15 protein-coding genes are annotated in these 17,464 nt (G+C 63.5%); 7 read left to right on the forward strand and 8 right to left on the reverse strand.

Annotation, left to right across the window (positions count from 1 at the left end; translation table 11 throughout):
- Positions 1-155: 155 nt before the first annotated feature.
- From VHC04_RS10110 to VHC04_RS10120, 3 genes are all read right to left on the reverse strand, one after another.
- The gene (locus VHC04_RS10110; protein ID WP_325680671.1) at positions 156-1,385 is read right to left on the reverse strand and encodes a M20/M25/M40 family metallo-hydrolase; all 1,230 of its coding nucleotides are present in this window, start codon (positions 1,383-1,385) and stop codon (positions 156-158) included.
- Between the two features lie 81 nt (positions 1,386-1,466).
- Positions 1,467-2,699 (reverse strand): PLP-dependent aminotransferase family protein, encoded by a 1,233-nt coding sequence (locus tag VHC04_RS10115; protein ID WP_325680673.1) that lies wholly within the window; start codon positions 2,697-2,699, stop codon positions 1,467-1,469.
- Positions 2,700-2,777: 78 nt separating this feature from the next.
- Positions 2,778-4,121, reverse strand: coding sequence for an ABC transporter substrate-binding protein (locus VHC04_RS10120; protein ID WP_325680675.1), 1,344 nt, complete (start codon positions 4,119-4,121; stop codon positions 2,778-2,780).
- 188 nt (positions 4,122-4,309) lie between these two features.
- On the opposite strand from VHC04_RS10120, the gene VHC04_RS10125 reads away from it, so the two are divergent.
- Positions 4,310-5,536, forward strand: a complete 1,227-nt coding sequence (locus tag VHC04_RS10125) for an LVIVD repeat-containing protein (protein ID WP_325680677.1) — start codon at positions 4,310-4,312, stop codon at positions 5,534-5,536.
- Positions 5,533-6,141 carry an EthD family reductase gene (locus VHC04_RS10130; RefSeq protein ID WP_325680679.1) on the forward strand — a complete coding sequence of 203 codons (609 nt, stop codon included), beginning with the start codon at positions 5,533-5,535 and terminating at the stop codon, positions 6,139-6,141. The genes VHC04_RS10125 and VHC04_RS10130 overlap by 4 nt, the downstream gene beginning before the upstream one ends.
- 152 nt (positions 6,142-6,293) lie before the next feature.
- Here VHC04_RS10130 and VHC04_RS10135 read toward each other — a convergent pair whose 3' ends face one another.
- On the reverse strand, positions 6,294-8,447 hold the full coding sequence (locus VHC04_RS10135; RefSeq protein WP_325680681.1) for a tetratricopeptide repeat-containing sulfotransferase family protein: 2,154 nt from the start codon (positions 8,445-8,447) through the stop codon (positions 6,294-6,296).
- Positions 8,448-8,650: 203 nt separating this feature from the next.
- Entirely contained in the window at positions 8,651-9,466 is an 816-nt protein-coding gene (locus VHC04_RS10140) for a PEP-CTERM sorting domain-containing protein (RefSeq protein ID WP_325680682.1), read from the reverse strand.
- A 510-nt stretch (positions 9,467-9,976) separates the two neighbouring features.
- Here VHC04_RS10140 and VHC04_RS10145 point away from each other — a divergent pair.
- Genes VHC04_RS10145 through VHC04_RS10155 form a run of 3 tightly spaced genes read left to right on the forward strand, consistent with a single transcriptional unit; the run spans position 9,977 to position 12,739 of the window.
- Positions 9,977-10,924: an NAD(P)-dependent oxidoreductase gene (locus tag VHC04_RS10145; protein WP_325680684.1), complete on the forward strand. Its 948-nt coding sequence runs from the start codon at positions 9,977-9,979 to the stop codon at positions 10,922-10,924.
- 1 nt (position 10,925) lies between these two features.
- Positions 10,926-11,819 carry an LLM class F420-dependent oxidoreductase gene (locus tag VHC04_RS10150; protein ID WP_325680686.1) on the forward strand — a complete coding sequence of 298 codons (894 nt, stop codon included), beginning with the start codon at positions 10,926-10,928 and terminating at the stop codon, positions 11,817-11,819.
- A gap of 23 nt (positions 11,820-11,842) precedes the next feature.
- Entirely contained in the window at positions 11,843-12,739 is an 897-nt protein-coding gene (locus tag VHC04_RS10155; RefSeq protein ID WP_325680688.1) for an LLM class F420-dependent oxidoreductase, read from the forward strand.
- Positions 12,740-12,793: 54 nt separating this feature from the next.
- Here VHC04_RS10155 and VHC04_RS10160 read toward each other — a convergent pair whose 3' ends face one another.
- Positions 12,794-13,777 carry an LLM class flavin-dependent oxidoreductase gene (locus VHC04_RS10160; protein WP_325680690.1) on the reverse strand — a complete coding sequence of 328 codons (984 nt, stop codon included), beginning with the start codon at positions 13,775-13,777 and terminating at the stop codon, positions 12,794-12,796.
- Between the two features lie 226 nt (positions 13,778-14,003).
- Between VHC04_RS10160 and VHC04_RS10165 the strand changes: the two genes are divergently transcribed.
- The gene (locus VHC04_RS10165) at positions 14,004-14,261 is read left to right on the forward strand and encodes a hypothetical protein (protein ID WP_325680692.1); all 258 of its coding nucleotides are present in this window, start codon (positions 14,004-14,006) and stop codon (positions 14,259-14,261) included.
- 8 nt (positions 14,262-14,269) lie between these two features.
- On the opposite strand, the gene VHC04_RS10170 is transcribed toward VHC04_RS10165, so the two are convergent.
- Both VHC04_RS10170 and VHC04_RS10175 read right to left on the reverse strand, forming a co-directional pair.
- Entirely contained in the window at positions 14,270-15,286 is a 1,017-nt protein-coding gene (locus VHC04_RS10170) for an LLM class flavin-dependent oxidoreductase (protein ID WP_325680694.1), read from the reverse strand.
- Between the two features lie 10 nt (positions 15,287-15,296).
- Complete coding sequence (locus tag VHC04_RS10175) at positions 15,297-16,562, reverse strand: DUF445 domain-containing protein (RefSeq protein ID WP_325680696.1); 1,266 nt, start codon at positions 16,560-16,562, stop codon at positions 15,297-15,299.
- Between the two features lie 188 nt (positions 16,563-16,750).
- On the opposite strand from VHC04_RS10175, the gene VHC04_RS10180 reads away from it, so the two are divergent.
- Positions 16,751-17,464, forward strand: a complete 714-nt coding sequence (locus tag VHC04_RS10180; protein ID WP_325680698.1) for a metal ABC transporter ATP-binding protein — start codon at positions 16,751-16,753, stop codon at positions 17,462-17,464.

Consider the following 17,464-nt stretch of genomic DNA (forward strand, 5'->3'; position numbering starts at 1 on the left):
CGGCTTCGGGATCCTTAACGTCTATGCACGATCCTAGGCCGCCGGGATGTACCAGCGGTACCAAAATCGCGAGGTGGGCAACTGCTCAACCATGTCGCCCCATTTACGCCGGCAGCTCCCGTCGCGCAAGCACCGATTTTGCTGAGAATCCGCAGTCAGATCATATCAGCCACGGCCAGCACGGCGGCCAGGCCGGCGGTCATGCCGCGAATGCTCTCCCTCGGTTCCACATCGATCCATTCATCCAGCGAATGGGCCCGCCCGCCGCGCCCGCCGGAGCCGATGCGGATCGCCGGAATCCCCAGGCTCATGGGGATGTTGGCGTCCGTCGAGGAATAGTCGTAATGCACCCGATAGCCATGCGCCTCGATCGCCGCGCGAGCGGACTGCACCACATCCTGGGTCTGATCCGTCTGTCCGGCCGGCCGGTTGCCGATCGGCGTGACGGTGTAAGTGATCTTGCCGTTGACCACTGACCGGGCGGCATTTTCGGCCGCGGTCGCCTCTGCCAACAAGGCGAAGAAATCCTGCTCCAGATTGTCCAGATAGGCAGCGGATTCCGATCGCAGGTCAAACTCGGTCCACACCGCGTTGGGGATGGCATTGATCGAGGTGCCGCCACCGGTGACGCTTGCGCTGAAGGTCGTCTTCGGCGTGGTGGGGACCTTGATGCGGCCCAGCCTGGCGATCGCGTCGGCCATGGCGAACATCGGATTGACGACGCCGAATGCGCCGAAGCTATGGCCACCCGGTCCATGGAAGGTGACGCGATAGCGCTTCGACCCCACGCCGCCGGTGACGATCTGCTCCATCTCCGGGCTGTCGATGGTCAGGAAGGCGGTGATCCGGTCCTTGTATCGGCCCTGGGTGAACAGATAGCGCATGCCTCGCAGGTCGCCGGCCCCTTCTTCCCCGACATCGGCGACGAACAGGATATCGGCCCGTGTTTGAATGGCGGCGGCGTCCAGGGCGCGCAGCCAGGCCAGCAGCACCGCCAGACTGCGCGTGTCGTCGCCGATGCCGGGCGCCAGCAGCTTGGTGCCGTCGCGCCGCACGGTTACATCGGTGCCTTCGGGGAAGACCGTATCCAGATGGGCGGCCACGCAGATCAGCTTGCCGTTGCCCGCGCCGCGACGCAGGCCGGTCACATTGCCCTCGGCATCGATCGTCATATCCGTCAGGCCGTGGGCCTGCGCCATGGCGAACCATTTTGCCGCCCGCTCCGCCTCCTTGAACGGCGGAGCAGGGATTTCGGTCAGGGTGATGATGTCCTCGACCGTGCGGTCATGCTCCGCTGCCAGCGTGGCTGCTGCCTGGCGGAACGCGTCGCTGTTGAGGATCCGGTTTACCCGAGCCTTTGCCTGGTCGCTTGCCTGAGCGTTCATGGGGTTCGATTGCGGCAAAGCACGGGGAAAGGCAACCTCTGCGGTCGAGGGACCGGCGCGGCCGCCGGTCCCATACCAGCCTCAACCGCGTTGGACGTTCCCGCTGCGCACCGGAATACCGGTCTGCTCGTAACAGATCCGAGCCAGCTCGGCGACGCCGTCACGGATCGTCTTGTGGTCCGGCATCGCGAAGCACAGGCGCAGGCTGTTGAAGGAATTGTCCGCGCTGACCGCCCAGTCCGGGCCGGCATTGAATACCAGGCCGGCATCGGCGGCGGGCTTGATCAGCTTCCGTACATCGACCGCTTCGGGTAGCTTGATCCACAGGAAGATGCCACCCTTCGGCGTCCAGCACTCCGCCGACGCGCCGAACTCCTTCTCCACCGCTTCGGTCATCACCCGCAGCTTTTCCTGCAGCACGGTGTTCAGGTGCGTGAGGTGCCCATCGAAGGACTTCGAGAAATATTCCGCGACGACCATCTGGTCCAAGGCGCCGGTGCCACTGTCGCCCTTCAGCGGCAGCAACTGCCGCATCTGATCCCAGGGTGCGAACAGATAGCCCAGGCGCAGGGCAGGGGCGAGGCACTTCGAGAACGACCCGATATGCAGCACGCAGTCTGGCGCCAGCGCATACAGCGCCGGCGGCGCCTCGATCCCTTCCCAGATCAGATCGGCGTAACATTCATCCTCGAAGATCGCGACGTTGAATTCCCGCGCCAGCCGGATCAGCGCCTTGCGGCGGTCCATCGGCAGGATCGACGCGGTGGGGTTCTGGATCGTCGGGATCGTATAAATGAATTTCGGCGTGATCCCCCTGGCTCTCAGTTCAGTGAGTTGCTTCGCCAACGCGTCGACGACGATGCCATCGGCGTCGAGCTTCATGCCCTCGATCTTCGCGCCCAGCTTCCGGAAGCGATTCAGCGCCCCCTGATAGCAATATTCCTCAGCCAGCACCGTGTCGCCGGGATTGATCAGCAGCTTGCTGATCATGTCCAGGCCCTGGCCTGATCCGGTGGTGATCAGCACATCGTCGATCGGCACCTCGATCCCGCGGTGCCGCTTCGATTTATCGGCGACGAACTGCCGCAGGCCGGGATAGCCCTGCGGACCCAGGCCCAGATTGTAGATCGCCAGTTTCGCCCCTTCGCGCCGCAGCACCGATGCCGCGGCGTCTATCAGCCCCTGAATCGGAATCTGATCAGGGTCGTTGTTGCCGCCGATGAAATAGTACTTGGGGAACGGCGCCCATTTCGGCGCAGGGTCCGGCAGCCCGGCGCTATACAGACGCGAGTAGTCGAAGGCAGTGTCGTTCATGGCGACCGTTTCCCTGGTTGGACGTTACCAGCCAGGATAGCAGCGGCCGCCATCAGACGGCAAACAGCCGACACCAGGCTATCGGACGAAACCTTCAAGCTCTGCCTGCGCCCAGGCGATCACGTCGTTGATCGACTGGCCGCTTTGCAGCTTGGAGAACATGGTCGGCATCGTGCCCCGATTATAGATCTGAACCGCGATATCCGGCGGGGCGGGGAAGGCGGCGATATGTGCCGCGGAATGGTGATGCGGCCGCAGGATATAATTGTAAACGGTGCCTTTCGGCGGCGACACCTCCTCCCACACCTTGAAGTCCGACATGCTGGGGAAGGGCGGGATGTCATACCCCTCGGCGGCGAAGCAGCGCGGCTCGATCTGCTCGCGCTGCATCAGCCACTCCACCAGCTCCTTGGCGGCGCCCTTGTTCTGGCTGAACTGCCAGACACCCCAATGGAACGGCAGGAATGGTGTGAAGCTGCCCTTCGGACCGGCCGGCGCCGGGAAGGTCCAGCAATCCTTGGCGACATCCGGTGAGTCGTGCTTGGCGACGGCCCAGGCCGAAGGCGGGTTCCAGATCAGCGCAGACTTGCCGCCGATCAGGTCGCGGTTGTTGGACGCGTCGTCATAGCTGGTGGCCTGCGCGGGCAGAACCTTGACCAGACGCTGCGCGTAGTCCAGCACCTGCCGCGTGGCATCCGAATTGACGGTGATCTCCCCCTTCGCATTCACCAGCTCCGCGCCATAGGCACGGAAAATCGCGCCGGCGGTGTCCACCGAGTCCGGTGTCGTGCCCAAGCCGATACCGAAGGTATAGCCCGCCTTATGGCAGGCTTCGGCTGCCTTCAAATGGGTGTCGTATGTCCAGTTCTCGGCCAGCTTGGTGCGTTCCGGCGCGGCGGGATACATTTCGACCACATCGAGACCGGCATGCTGCTTCAACAGGCTGATCCGGCCGCACGGACCCTTGTACTGGCTGCTGAAGCTGGACGGGATGACGACCCAATGCCCGTCGGATCTGCCGAGGTACTGGCAGACTTCGTTCTGCGGCCCGTATTTCGCTTCCAGCCGGCCCATTACGTCATCCATGCGCTCCAGCCAGGGCGCGTTGGCATGCGCGTCCCAAGCCAGGAATGTCATCATGTCATGGCCCGTCTTCGCCTGGGCCTCGGCGACGCCGGTCATCTGCAGCTTGGCACCGATCGTGGTGATACGGTCGACGGTCACGTCGACCTTGTTCTTGTCGGCCCAGGACAGGACCTGTTCCTTGATCTTCTCATTGCTGTTCGGCACCCAATGATCCACCAGGCCGACCGTCATCTTGCCCGCGGCGCCCGCGGTCCGGATATGGACCAGCGGAAGCGCCGCGGCGCCCGCGCTAAGGGCCAGCGCGCCCCGACGGGTTACCCGGCGACTCTGAGACATGACACCTCCCACCTTCATTTGTTGTCGTGCATTGTTTGTTATGTTTCTATTGCAGTGCAGCAAATAGAGTGCGCAAAAGACTGGCGATCGGCCTCGCTGTTGTCAATCAGTTCATCCGAAACCGGTGACGCTTCCTCTTTTTCCAGAGCGGGGTAAGCTGGTCGGACCAGGCTGGGGAGGCCCGCGTCATGATTGTCCCGGAAGGGTTCAGAAACATCCGCTTCGTCGGCCATACCGACCAGGGCGGGCGCGGCGACGGCGTGCAGGTGATGGTGCATCGCGGCCATGCCTATGTCGGCACCCATGTCAGCCGCGGCATCATGGTCACCGATGTCCGCGATCCGAGAAGTCCGAAGCCGGTGAATTTTGTTCCGACCCACCCGAATTCGGTCTGCATGCACCTCCAGGTTGCCGAAGACCTGCTGCTGAACATTCAGGAGGCGGATCAGAAAGCCTTGTTGACCGCCGAGGAGTACTACGGTGGCTCCAACCAGGTGGACAGCCGGCGCTTCGGCAGGCGCGGGCAGGATTATGCCGCCGGCATGACGGTCTACGACGTGAAGGACCCCGCCAATCCCCGCCGGATCGGCTTCATGGAAGTGGAAGGGCTGGGTATCCACCGCATCTGGTGGGTGGGTGGGCGCTACGCTTACGCCTCGGCGCTGCTGGACGGGTTCACCGACCATATCCTGATCGTCATCGACATGGCGGACCCGACGCAACCGCGCGAGGTCGGGCGCTGGTGGATTCCCGGCATGTTCGCCGCCGCGGGGGAGACGCCGACCTGGACGGAGCGTTATGCGCTGCATCATGCCATCGTTGTGGATGATTTTGCGTATGGCTCCTGGCGGGATGGCGGGTTGACGATCCTGGATGTCAAGGACAAGTCCGCCCCGAAACTGATCGCCCATCGCAACTGGTGCCCGCCCTTCGGCGGCGGCACGCACAATGCCGTACCACTGCATGACCGTAACCTGCTGGTCGTGGCGGATGAGGCCACGCTGAACATCGACCAGCAGCAGATGAAGCACACCTGGGTTTTCGACATCCGCGAAAAATCAAACCCGGTCAGCATCGCCACCATGCCGACGCCATCCGACCAGGACTACGTCAAGCTGGGCGGCCAGTTCGGCCCACATAATCTGCACGAGAACCGGCCAGGATCCTGGCAAAGCTCCAGCATCATCTTCGCCACCTGGCAAAGTGCCGGCGTGCGCGCCTTCGACATCACCAACCCCTTCCGGCCCGAGGAGATCGGCTTTTTCGTACCGCCGCAGCCGAAAAAATGGATGGAGCCGATGCGAGGGCGTGCCAAAATACGTCACACTGCCGACCTGTTCGTCGCCGCCGACGGTTTGATCTACGCAACGGACTACGACGCCGGGCTGTATATCATGCAGTGGGAAGGCGCATGATCGCCGCGATCAGCATGATGCGCCGGCAGGATGCGGTGCCGCTGGCGCGCTTCCGCCGCCACTGGCTGGACGTGCATGGCCCGCTGGTCCAGCGGTTTGCCGGACTGCGCCGCTATGTGCAATGCCACGTGCTGGACTCGCCGTTGACCACGGACGCGGCGCGGTCGTTGCGGATCGATGGGTTTCCAATCCTGTTTTTCGACGACCACGCGCAACGGGCGAAGGCACAGGGATCGCCCGAGATGGATGCCTGCAATATCGACTCCCGCCTGTTCGTCGGTGCCGTTTCCCGTCTCGTGGCGGATGTGGAGGAGGTGATGCCTCCTGCCGCGTCCGCCGGCCGCATCAGCCTGCTGGTAATGGACCCCGCCGATCCGGAGGGGTTGGAGGCAGCACCCCGTTTGCGCGGCCTGGTGCACTACCGCGTGCGGGACCAGGGCGCGGCGCCGAACAGCACGGTGCCGCATCTGGCGGTGCAGGTCGGCCGCATGGCGCAGGCCTGGTTCGACAGCGTCGTCGACATGGAGGAAAGCGCTACCGCATGGGTGGGGACCAGCCGCGCGCTGTTCGTGGTGGAGGAGCACTGGCTGAACCCGATCGCCTGAGGAAAGCCGGACCCGGTGCATCGTCGCGATGGGGATCAGAAGAAAATGGCACGAAAGCCGGATCGATCGGCCTGGAGGATGATAGGCGTCAGCATGGCGCGGCGCCACCGCCGACCGAGTCACGCGCCACAGGTGCGGCAACGCTATGTCGGTTACAGACAGTCAGCGTCTGAATGCTCCAAGGTCGGGTTTTGCTGCAAAGCATCGAACAACGGTCCGAGAAATCGGGCATAGGGGCGCCAGCGCTGCAACGATGTCCGATAGATGGGCTGACGCACCTGCCACAGACTATACGTGTAAACCGGACGGTCATTCTCGTAGAATGAAAGACAGCGATCGTCCCATGGCAGATCCAGGAATGCGATGGCTTTGCGGCTCCATCCCTCCTGGTCGGCGATCAGGTCTTCATAAGGTATGCGGAGGATCGGATTGGGCAGCACCGATTCCCAATGCGCCATCAGTCTCTGATAATGCAGGAAGAATTGTCCGAGACTCTTCAGGTCGCAGGTCACGCGGTTCTGTGAGCCGAAATCATGAAAGTAATTCGACAGGCATGTGTCGATCGGGTCTCGTGTGCAATGGATGATTCGCGCGTGCGGAAAAAGCAGCGCTATCATGCCGAGATATTCGAAATTATGCAGCCGCTTGTCGATGCTGCGGGTCGCGGATGGTGCTTCCCGCTCCAGCCGGGCAAGATACGTTTCCGCAAGGGGCCGCGCCATGGCTGGGGTCAGATCGGCCAGACCTTCCGGATACGCCGAAGAAGGTGGCATCTTCGCCGTCAGTCCGTGAACGATCCGCCGGATATCGTCCAGCTCGCCGTGCCCATGCACCGCCGGGTGGCTGGACAGGATCTGTTCAACGAGCGTGGTGCCGGAGCGCATCATGCCAACAATGAAAACCGGCCGTTCGGAGGGATTTCCACAGCCGGCCTTGTCGGCCAGAAATGCCGTGCCGAACATCCTGATCAAACGGTCATCGATCCAATCGAATGAATAACTCTCGGGCGGGTACATGGCCATCCGCAGGTCGTTGGCGGATCGGTAGTGTTCAAATGCCGCCGCGTGGTCGCCCAGATTTTCGTACTCTTTCGCCAAAGCATAATTCAGTGTTGCAAGCTGATCCTTGTCAAGCGATGCCGCGCGGCGGATTCGTTGTAAGTCCGCAATACGTGCTTCCGGCCCTTCCGGTTTGCGAAGCATCGTCAGGCAGAGCTGTGCGTTCCCATGCGTCGGCCGGATGGAGATCGCCTTCTGCAAGGCTGCTATTGCTTCTGCAAAATGACCCTCCGACTGATGAATCTGGCCAATCGTGGTGTAGCAATCGGCTGCGTCGGCCTTCCGAACCAGAGCCTCCCCGACCAGGGCTCGGGCTTCCGCGCAGCGGCCTTCCAGGTGCCGGGTCCGGGCTAAGCCCAGGTACAGCGCCGGAGATTCGGGATCCAGCGCCAGCCCTTTCTCGAACTGCTGCTCCGCTTCCTCGAACGCCTGCAAATTGTTGAGTGCCTGTCCGAGTTCGTAGAGTGCCGGAACCATATCCGGCCGCAGCTTGAGCGCGTCCCGAAGCGCCTGCACGGCTTCGTCGAGCCGATCGATCCGGCCAAGGACGATCCCGAGTTGGAAATACGCATCAGCCATCGCGGGATCGAGTGCCACGGCGCGCTGCAAGTGGCGCGCGGCCGCGAGATAGTCGCCTTTTCGAGCATACGCGATGCCGCATTTGAACTGAATGACCGCATGCCCCGGCCGCAATGCCAATGCCTGTTCCAGATGCGGTATGGCTTCGGCATGCCGGTCCATTTCCGACAGGGCCGTGCCAAGGTTGGCGTGGCCATCAACCGAGTTGCGTTCGATGGCGACAAACTTCTTCAGCTCGGTGGCGGCAGCCGCAAAATTCTTCTGCCCCAGCCGAGCCATGCCGAGACCGAAATGGGCGAGGTGCATCCTGGGCTCAAGTGCCAGGACACGACGATAGCAGGCGGCGGCATCGTCAAATCGCTCCAGCATGAGGTATGCATGCCCCAGATTGCCATGATAGGCGGGGTTCTTGCCGCTGATTGCAATTGCGTGCCGCAGATACTCGACGGCAAGGGCGTGGTCGCCTCGTTCCCGGGCTATGACGCCCAACAGGTGAAGGGCGGCATGATCGCGCGGGTCGGCCGCGACCGCGGGTTGCAGAATACCTTCCGCTGCGTCGAACTGTCTTTGAAGAAACAGGTTTCCGGCGCGAGCGATTTCGGGGCGAGGCAGCGCGGGTGCGACCTGTCGCGCGGTGCTGGCGATTGTCCGTGTCGGAACCCTGCCCATGCGTCCACCGTCTTTCCTTCCGAGGATCTTCGGATACTACGCGGCACGCGGCCATGGGAAGATCAGCGTAGCTCTGGCAAATTGGCGTGCCGGACGGACCGGTCGCCGGGTGCGTCTGCCTGTCCGGGGTGGTCAGGAAACGGAAAAGGCGGCGGGATGTTCACCCCGCCGCCTCGTTCTATTGTCGGCCGTGTGCCGGACGGCTATTGCTTCATCTTCCGTTGACGGCGCAATGCCGCCATGCCGGCAAGCCCGCTGCCGATCAACGCCAACGTTCCCGGCTCCGGCGCAGGCTGCACCTGCTCCAAGGTGCCGACGGAGAAATCGTCGAAGCCGAAGCCATCGCTCGTATTGCTGTTACCGAACGTGATCGACGTATAGGTATCGGACGTATCGTAGAATCCGAAATACAGTACAGAGCCGTTTTCCGGCTGCGATCCGCCGCTGCCGATCAGATTCGGGACGGTGAGCGTGGTGGTGACGTTGGATGTATCGGTCAGGGTCACCGTCAACTGGCCGCCGAAGTCACCGATGTCGGTCGCGTAGAACCCGAAGGCGGCGATCGGTCCGCTGAAGGTGATCCCGAACGTCGAGGAGAAGGTATTGTAGTAGTTCGGGCTTGAGATCGCGAACCGGCCGGCACTGGCGGTGTTCTGGATGTTTCCCCCGGTCAGGGTTGCGGTAATCCCGTTGCCGAAGGTGACCGGCACGGTGGCGGTGCCGTTTGCCACGGTGTCGAACCCGTCGGTGCCGATACCGATCAGGTTTGTAAAGAAGGAGGCCTGCGCCGCGTCCGAGTTCGGATGCGCGATGGGGACGTTGCCGGTCGGGTTGCCATCCTCGCCGAAGAACGTAACCGGCGCGGCCTGCGCGCTACCGGCTGCGGCGGTCAAGCCGATGGCCAAAGCCAGGGTAGAGGCCGTGCTGAGAAGTAGTTTCATGGTTGACACACCTTTTCTCATTGCCGTCTGGCAAGGATAAGCAATTACCATGCCACATAAAAATGCGATATAAATCAAACGTTAGAATGGTCCGATGTCAAAACGCGGGTCCGATTGTAAAATCCTCCGACGCTTCTCTGCACCGCCGGTCGAGGATGGAAGGAACTGCCGCAAGAATACAATCTGTGGTACATGGTACGGTGATAAATTCTATCAAACGGGTATTCACGCCGTATATATTCCCAAAAATAGAGCGCCTCTTCTGTCACTCAACGTTATGGTTGTGGAAATGGCTCTATCGAAAATTTGAGATGTAAAGTTTTGCGACAGACCGTGGGTCCGCGACCCTTAAGGCCGCACCGCTGAACCATTGTCGCGCGGCATCCGGACTACCGAAGGCGCAAGGCAGGAGATGAAACGCCATGGGCGGTGTCCCGCGGGCGGCATCCCCGCCAAGGAGCCGAAGTGGCAGCTCGATCACAAGGCGGTCCCACCGGGAACTAGGTAACTCCACACTGGGTGACTCCACACTGGCCGAACCCGATCGCTTGAGGAAACGCCCGACCCGGCGCATCGTCGTGCCGGGGATTGGAGGAAAACGACATGAAAGTCGGATTTATCGGCCTGGGCATGATGGGCGCCGGCATGGCATCCAACCTGCAGAAGGGCGGTCATCAGCTCGTCGTGCATGACCTGACGCGGCAGGCGGCCTCGAAACACCTGGCGGCGGGCGCCGAATGGGCGAACAGTCCGAAAGCGGTGGCGGAACAATGCGAGATCGTGTTCACCTCGTTGCCGACGCCGGCCGATGTCCAGAAGGTGGCCATCGGGCCGGACGGGCTGATCGAGGGATTCAAGCCGGGATCAGCCTATTTCGACCTGTCCACGAATGCCGTTGATGTCGTGCGGGCGCTGCACGACGCGTTCCAGGCCAAGGGCGTATCCTTCCTGGACGCGCCCGTTTCCGGCGGCCCGCGTGGCGCCAACAGCGGCAAGCTCGCGGTCTGGGTGGGCGGCGACAAGGCCGTATATGATAAGTACAAGCCCGTGCTGGACTCGTTCAGCGACCAGAACGCCTATATCGGCCCGATCGGCGCCGGAACGATCGCCAAGCTGACACACAACGCCGCCTCGGCCGCGGTGAATGTCGTGCTGTCCGAGGTGTTCACCATGGGTGTGAAGGCCGGCGTCGAGCCGCTGCAGCTGTTCCAGGCGATCCGCCAAGGCGCATCGGGCAGGGCACGCATGTTTGATCGCCTGTCGAACCAGTTTCTGACCGGCGTCTATGATCCGCCGGATTTCGCCCTGCGCCTGCTGCACAAGGATGTCTCCCTGGCCTGCCAGTTGGCGCGGGAGGTCCAGGTGCCCATGCGCCTGACCAACATGGCGCTGATGGAGCTGACCGAGGCGCTGAATCGCGGCTGGGGTGGACGTGACAGCCGGGTGGGTGCGCTGCTGCAGCAGGAACGGGCGGGCATCGAACCCATCAAGGTGGCGCCGGACAAGATCAAGGCGGTGATGGAAAAGGACGGTTAGCATGAGCAAGCGCATGGAACTTGGTGCCCTGGTACCCTTCACCGACACTGGCGGCGACCCATCGCTGGTGCGCGACTTTGCCCAGACAATCGAAGCCGTGGGCTACGATTTTCTGGAAGCGCCCGATCATGTCCTGGGCGGCAAACCGACGCCGGGCCAGACGATCGCCGATGAGATGTTCCATGATCCGTTCGTTCTTCTAGGCTATCTATCCGGCGTCACCACGACGCTGGGTTTTTCCACCGGCGTGCTGATCCTGCCGCAGCGGCAGACCGCGCTGGTCGCGAAGCAGGCCGCCTGCCTCGACGTACTGAGTGGCGGCCGCTTCCGCCTGGGTATCGGCGTCGGTTGGAACCCGGTGGAATTCGTTGGCCTGAACGAGGATTTTCATAATCGCGGGCGCCGGTCGGAGGAGCAGGTACAGGTCATGCGCGCGCTATGGGCGGAGCCGCACATCACCTTCAAGGGCCGGTATCACACGATCGACGATGCCGGCATCAATCCGCGCCCGGCATCCGGTTCCGTGCCGATCTGGTTCGGCGGCCATCATGAGCACACACTGCCGCGCATCGCCAAATGGGGTGATGGCTGGATGCCAAATGCCTATCCGCCGGATCAGACGGCGCTGGATATTTTTGGCCAGCTCCGCCGCATGACCGAGGAGGCCGGACGCGATCCCGCATCTGTGGGCATCGAGGTATGGACATCCCTGGGCGACGGCAAGGAAGCAGACTGGCGCGAGGAAACCGCATTCTGGAAACAGGCCGGCGTCAGCCATATCTGCGTGACGACGACCTTTGGCCGCCGTCACCACAAGCGTATTGCCGGCAAGACGCTGGCCGACCATCTGGCGGCGCTGAAGCGGTACCATGCCGCCATTGCCGATCTGCTGTGACAGTGCGACCCGGAGAGACCCGCATGGAACTCGGCGCTACGCTTCCCGTTGCCGATATCGGCCCGGACCCATCCGTCATCAAGGAGTACGCGCAGACCATCGAAGGTCTGGGCTTTGACTATCTTCAGGCACCCGATCATGTGCTGGGTGCCAACCCGGCGACTGTGGCCGGCAAGGGGCGGGTCGGCACCAACGAAAACCCCTATCACGACCCGTTCGTGCTGTTCGGCTTCCTGGCCGGGGTTACCCAGCGCCTGGGCTTTGCCCCCGGCGTGCTGATCCTGGCACAACGCCAGGCGGCGCTGGTGGCGAAGCAGGCGGCATGCCTGGATGTCCTGTCGGGCGGCAGGCTGCGCCTGGGCGTTGGCGTAGGCTGGAACAAGATCGAATTCGACGGCCTGAATGAGGTGTTTTCCAATCGCGGCCGCAGATCGGAGGAGCAGGTGCAGGTGATGCAGGCCCTGTGGGCGTCGCCTCATGTCACGTTCAGAGGCCGCTATCACACGATCAATGATGCCGGCATCAACCCGCGCCCCACCAACGGGCGCATCCCGGTCTGGTTCGGCGGCCACGCGGAACAGACTTTACAGCGTACAGCGAAATATGGCGACGGCTGGATGCCGCTGGCCTATCCCGCCGACGATTCCGCCCTGGCTGCGTTTGAAAAGCTGCGTGTGCTGACCAAGGCCGGGGGACGTGATCCGGCCAGGATCGGCCTGGAGGTATGGCTCTCCCTGGGCAACGACGATCCGGAGGCGTGGCGCAAGGAATTCACGTTCTGGAAGCAGGCCGGCGTTACGCACATTACCGGCCACACGACTTACGCAATGGCCCACCATAAACGTATTGCCGGCCGCACCGTCGCCGATCACATCGCCGCGGCCACGAAGTTCAAGGACGCGGTGAAGGATTTGCTATGACCGGCAGAGACGGCAGGGGCCGCCGAAACCGGCGGCCCCCGCTGCACGCCACGCCTACCGCAATGTCGCGAACACCTCGCCCAACCGGCGGATGGCGCCAAGCGCCTTCTCCTGCTCCAGCCCTGGCCATTGGCAGCGCATGATGAAGTGGTTCACGCCCAGCAGTTCCTTGTAGCGCAGGATTTCATCCTTCACTGATTCCTTGTCGCCGATGATGAAACGGTCGCGAGCGAAATCATCGAATGACACGCCGTCCAACGGGCTGGTCATTCCCCAGGCCTTGTAGGCCTCATACTTGTAGATCATCGCCGCGCGGCATTCCTCGAATGCCGTCTTGTGGCTGCTGCCGACATAGCATTCCCGCGCGATCGGGAATTCCAGCGGCGTGCGGCAATATTCAGCCAGCGCCGAACGATAGGCCTGCATCGGCCCGGAGATTTCCTGGATCGACGAGGCGTTCGCGATCAGCCACGCGTCGCCGATCCGCGCCGCTCGGCGCACCGCTGAGTCCACCAGGCCGGCGATGTAGATCGGCGGTCCGCCAGGACGAACCGGCTTCAAGCTGATGCCGGCATCGCGGATGGTAAAGAACTTGCCTTCATGCGTGATCTTGCCGCCGGCCCACAGCTTCCGCATCAGCGTCACGCTCTCACTGAACCGGCCCGCGCGCTCGGATAGCGGAATGCCGAATGCGGTGAACTCAGGCTCTCGGTAACCCAGTCCGGCGCCCAGGATGTAGTTGCCACCTGTCAACACATCCAGCGTGGCGGCCTCCTCGGCGACATGCATCGGATTCAGCAGCGGCAGGATCAGGATGTTCGGCCCGATCGCCATCCCCTGCGCCTCATGCGCGAGGAATGCCATGGCAGGCATGATCTGCAACATCTGCATCGGTTCGGTCAGCCAATGGTGTGGAAACCACAGCGACTTGAAGCCGGCATCGCGCGATACGCGTACCTGCTCGATCAGTTCCGGGATCAGCGCCGGTACATCGGTACCTTCGGGGTACTGGGTGTTGATGAAAAGACCGACCTTCATGCGCTTCCTCCTGCGGCTAAACCGTCTGAGCCTATCATGCTTCGGGATTCTTTCGTCCACCGAAGCGGTCATCCACCGAAGCGGTCCAGATCTTTCCACAATCGGCCTCTGGTGTTCGCCCCTATCGTCTCGACCGCAGTATGGGTTACGGTGGTTTATCCTTGAACCAGGGACGGCGATGGGCCACATCACGCGCATGAAACGCCGGGAACCGCCGCAACTGGACATGACGCTGGAAGGTGAGTTCACCTCGCCACCGGCGCCCACGCTGTCCAGCCGAATCCTGTTCTGGTCTGTGGTCGTCGCGTTGATTGCCGGCGGCCTGACGTTCGCCGCCCTGGCGCTGTGGATCGCGATGCTGGTGCTGCCGATCGCAGTCGGCGCGGCGATCGTCGCCTATGTCATGTTTCGCTATAAGATGTGGCGGGCGCGTCAGCCGGGGCAAACTCGATATCAGGTCTGGACACCTCCGCCGGGTCGCTGAGCCGCCGGTTACGTCGGAGCCGCCAGTCCGAATTCCTTTGCCAGCAGCGCATAGGATCGCCGCCGTGCCTCCGGGTCATGCAGCGTCGTCAACACGGCGATTTCCTGCACGCCGTAGCTTTCCGCCATCATCCGCAGCTTGCTGCCGACGACCTCTGGTGTGCCGAACAGCGCCTTGCTCCGCAGCCGTTCGATCCGGGCGGTCTCACCGTCAGAGTATGTCCGGGCAGCGGCTTCCTCGGGCGAGGGCAGAGCACTGAACACGCCGCGGTCCCGTCCCAATCGCCAAAGTTCGCGGGACCGGAACAGCCAGGCGGCTTCCTCTTGCGTGGGCGCGGCCATCGCCCAGACGCAGACGCCGGCATGCGGTTCGGGGTGTGCTGCGCTCGGCCGATAACCTTGCCGGTAGATGTCCAGCGCCTGCTCCGCTCCATGGCCGTCAGTGATGAAGTGCGCGAAGCAGAAGGGCAGGCCGAAATACGCCGCTACCTGCGCGCCGTAGTCGGAGCTGCCCAGGATCCACACCTCGGGCTGCGTCGGCCCGCCGGGCTGGGCTCGGATTTCTCGAAATGGGTGCCCCTCGACCAGCGGCATGCCGGATACCCAGGCCAGCAGGTCGCGCACCGAAGCGGGAAACTGCTCCGCCGCGGCGTCGGCTCGCGGGTTCAGCGCATAGGCGGTGCGCCCGTCGGAGCCAGGGGCGCGCCCCAGGCCCAGATCGATGCGCCCCGGCGCGATCGCGTCCAGCACGCGGAACTGTTCCGCCACCTTCAACGCCGCGTAATGCGGCAGCATGACTCCAGCGGAGCCGACACGGATCGACCGCGTTGTCGCGGCGATGGCGGCGATCAGGATTTCCGGCGCGGTGCCGGCCTGGCTTTCGGAGTTGTGGTGCTCCGCGCACCAGTAGCGGTGATAGCCCAGTGCCTCGCAATGCTGGGCCAAGCGGATGCTCTCGCGGATCGAGGTGTCTGGGGAGCGCCCGGTCACGACCGTGGATTGGTCCAGGACGGAAAGGCGCAGCATGCCGCCTCCTTCAAAAGCCGGGTTGGCCGAACACCGTATCCAGCACGGCGTAGAGCAGGCCGCCGATCAGGAATCCGACGATGGTTCCGTTCATGCGGATATATTGCAAGTCCCGCCCGACGCGCAGCTCCAGCCGGTCCACGATGGTGGCCGTGTCCCAGTGGCTGACGACGTTGCCGATGAAGGTGGCGATATGGACCTGCGCGCTGGGCAGGATGGAGGCGATGATTGCTTCGGCCGCTGCCTCCACGCGAGCGCGGGCCGCCGGGTCATTTTCCAGAACGTCGCCCAGGTTGGCCAAGGCGGCTTCGATCGCGGCCACGGTCCGGCTGTTGGGACGTGCCAGATCGGCGTCCAGCGAATGGCGCAGCCGCACCCAGATATCCCACAGCCAGGCCTGGACCGTCTCGTGCGCCGCCAGCCGGCGGATCGCCTGACCAACCTCGGCCGCGCGCTGCGGTTCCGTTTCCATCCGGGTGATTTCCCGCCGGATCCACTCGTCGAAGGCGAGTCGCAGTTCCGACCCGTCCGGGCTCATTTTGTCCAGCTCAGCATTCACCGCCGAGAGCACCCGGCGCGCGACCGCGGCGCCGACCGCCCAGCCGACCAGGCGGCCGCCCTGTTCGCGCACGCGCTCCTCGATCGCCTGGCGCAGAGCGGATTCCCGGCTGGCAAGGGCAGCGCGCAATTGCCCCAGGATGAAGCCGAACACGTCCTGGTGCCGCCCCCCATCCACCATGCCGTGCAGCGCCCGCGCGACCACCACGCCGGCCTGCGGACCACCGACGACGCGCGGTACGAGCCGGGCGACGACCCGACGGGCGCGGCCGTCCTGCAGGCTGACCAGCAGTCGTGGTAGCAGGCTCGCCAAGGCTTGGGCGGCAGGCCGGGCAGAGGCGGGATCCGCAAGAAAGCGGTGCAGGATGCCAGGCAGATCGAGCTGGCGGAGCACCGATCCCACTTCCTGTGGCGTCACCACGTGATTTGCGACGAACCGTCCCAGCGCACGGCCCAGCCGTTCCCGCTGGTTCGGAATGATCGCGGTATGCGGGATCGGCAGGCCCAGCGGGCGGCGGAACAGGGCGGTCACGGCGAACCAATCAGCGATGCCGCCGACAAAACCGGCTTTGGCCGCTGCGCCTAGGCAGGCGCTCCACCATCCGGGAGGCAGACGGTAGCTGATCAAGGTTAGAGCAGCCATCAGGACCAGCAATCCAGTAGCAACCAGGCGATGCCGAGCAAGGCTTCGGCGAGCGAGAAGATCAGGGTCTGTCATGCTGCCGCCTGTTTAGACGCTGACGGCGTGAAGGGAAGTCGGGATACGTGGTCCGTGATCAGGCTTCCCGCCGGTCGGTCGTAATGTTATACTATATCTATGCTCGATCCCCTTGCTCCAACCGCAGGCGTTCCAGCGCGGCTCGTTCTGTCCGCGGTGTTGATCGCAATGCTCTGGCTGGCGGTGGCATGGGCACTGTGACTGGCACCGTGCCGTTGGCGCCATCCCTGATGCGACGGGAGGTGCGGCTTGATCATGTGCGTCTGCTGCAGGGCGGCCGGCTGGTGATCGACGATCTGTCCGGGGCTTTCCTGCCGGGCAGCTTGACGGCGCTGATCGGCGCGAACGGCAGCGGCAAAACGACGCTGCTGCGGGCGATCGCCGGCCTGCATCCGCTGGCCGGCGGCCGGATTCAGGGGGGCGGGCCGCGCGCCGTGACACTGCTGCCGCAAGGTAGCCAGCTGGACCGCGGTTTTCCCATTTGCTGCCAGGATGTGGTCGCGCTGGGAGCACCACGCCTGGGCTGGTTCAGACCGGCCGACGCCGCGCAACGCCAGGCGGCGCATGATGCGATGATCCGGGTCGGGCTGGAGGGGCTGGAGGCACGGCCGGTCCAGGCCCTGTCCGCCGGCCAGTTCCAGCGCCTGTTGTTCGCCCGGGCCATGCTGTGTGACGCGCCGATGATCCTTTTGGACGAGCCCTTCACCGCGGTCGATACTGCCACCGTCCAAACACTGCTGTCGGTGATCAAGGAGTGGCACGCGCAGGGCCGGACCCTGATCGTCGTGCTGCACGACATGGACCTCGTGCGACGCCACTTCCCCCGTACTCTTCTGCTGACCGGCGGTGGCGGCAACGTCTGGGGCGCCACCGCCTCAATCACTCCATCCCTCGCTGCCTGA

Origin of the sequence: Rhodopila sp. (assembly GCF_035548095.1) — a bacterium.
Classification (GTDB): domain Bacteria; phylum Pseudomonadota; class Alphaproteobacteria; order Acetobacterales; family Acetobacteraceae; genus Rhodopila.

Coding starts and splice junctions, on each gene's coding strand:
- VHC04_RS10130 (WP_325680679.1), top strand. CDS start 5,533: ATGATCGCCGCGATCAGCATGATGCGCCGGCAGGATGCGGTGCCGCTG.
- VHC04_RS10175 (WP_325680696.1), bottom strand. CDS start 16,562: ATGACAGACCCTGATCTTCTCGCTCGCCGAAGCCTTGCTCGGCATCGC.
- VHC04_RS10150 (WP_325680686.1), top strand. CDS start 10,926: ATGAGCAAGCGCATGGAACTTGGTGCCCTGGTACCCTTCACCGACACT.
- VHC04_RS10170 (WP_325680694.1), bottom strand. CDS start 15,286: ATGCTGCGCCTTTCCGTCCTGGACCAATCCACGGTCGTGACCGGGCGC.
- VHC04_RS10120 (WP_325680675.1), bottom strand. CDS start 4,121: ATGTCTCAGAGTCGCCGGGTAACCCGTCGGGGCGCGCTGGCCCTTAGC.
- VHC04_RS10125 (WP_325680677.1), top strand. CDS start 4,310: ATGATTGTCCCGGAAGGGTTCAGAAACATCCGCTTCGTCGGCCATACC.
- VHC04_RS10115 (WP_325680673.1), bottom strand. CDS start 2,699: ATGAACGACACTGCCTTCGACTACTCGCGTCTGTATAGCGCCGGGCTG.
- VHC04_RS10165 (WP_325680692.1), top strand. CDS start 14,004: ATGACGCTGGAAGGTGAGTTCACCTCGCCACCGGCGCCCACGCTGTCC.
- VHC04_RS10155 (WP_325680688.1), top strand. CDS start 11,843: ATGGAACTCGGCGCTACGCTTCCCGTTGCCGATATCGGCCCGGACCCA.
- VHC04_RS10180 (WP_325680698.1), top strand. CDS start 16,751: ATGGGCACTGTGACTGGCACCGTGCCGTTGGCGCCATCCCTGATGCGA.
- VHC04_RS10110 (WP_325680671.1), bottom strand. CDS start 1,385: ATGAACGCTCAGGCAAGCGACCAGGCAAAGGCTCGGGTAAACCGGATC.
- VHC04_RS10160 (WP_325680690.1), bottom strand. CDS start 13,777: ATGAAGGTCGGTCTTTTCATCAACACCCAGTACCCCGAAGGTACCGAT.
- VHC04_RS10135 (WP_325680681.1), bottom strand. CDS start 8,447: ATGGGCAGGGTTCCGACACGGACAATCGCCAGCACCGCGCGACAGGTC.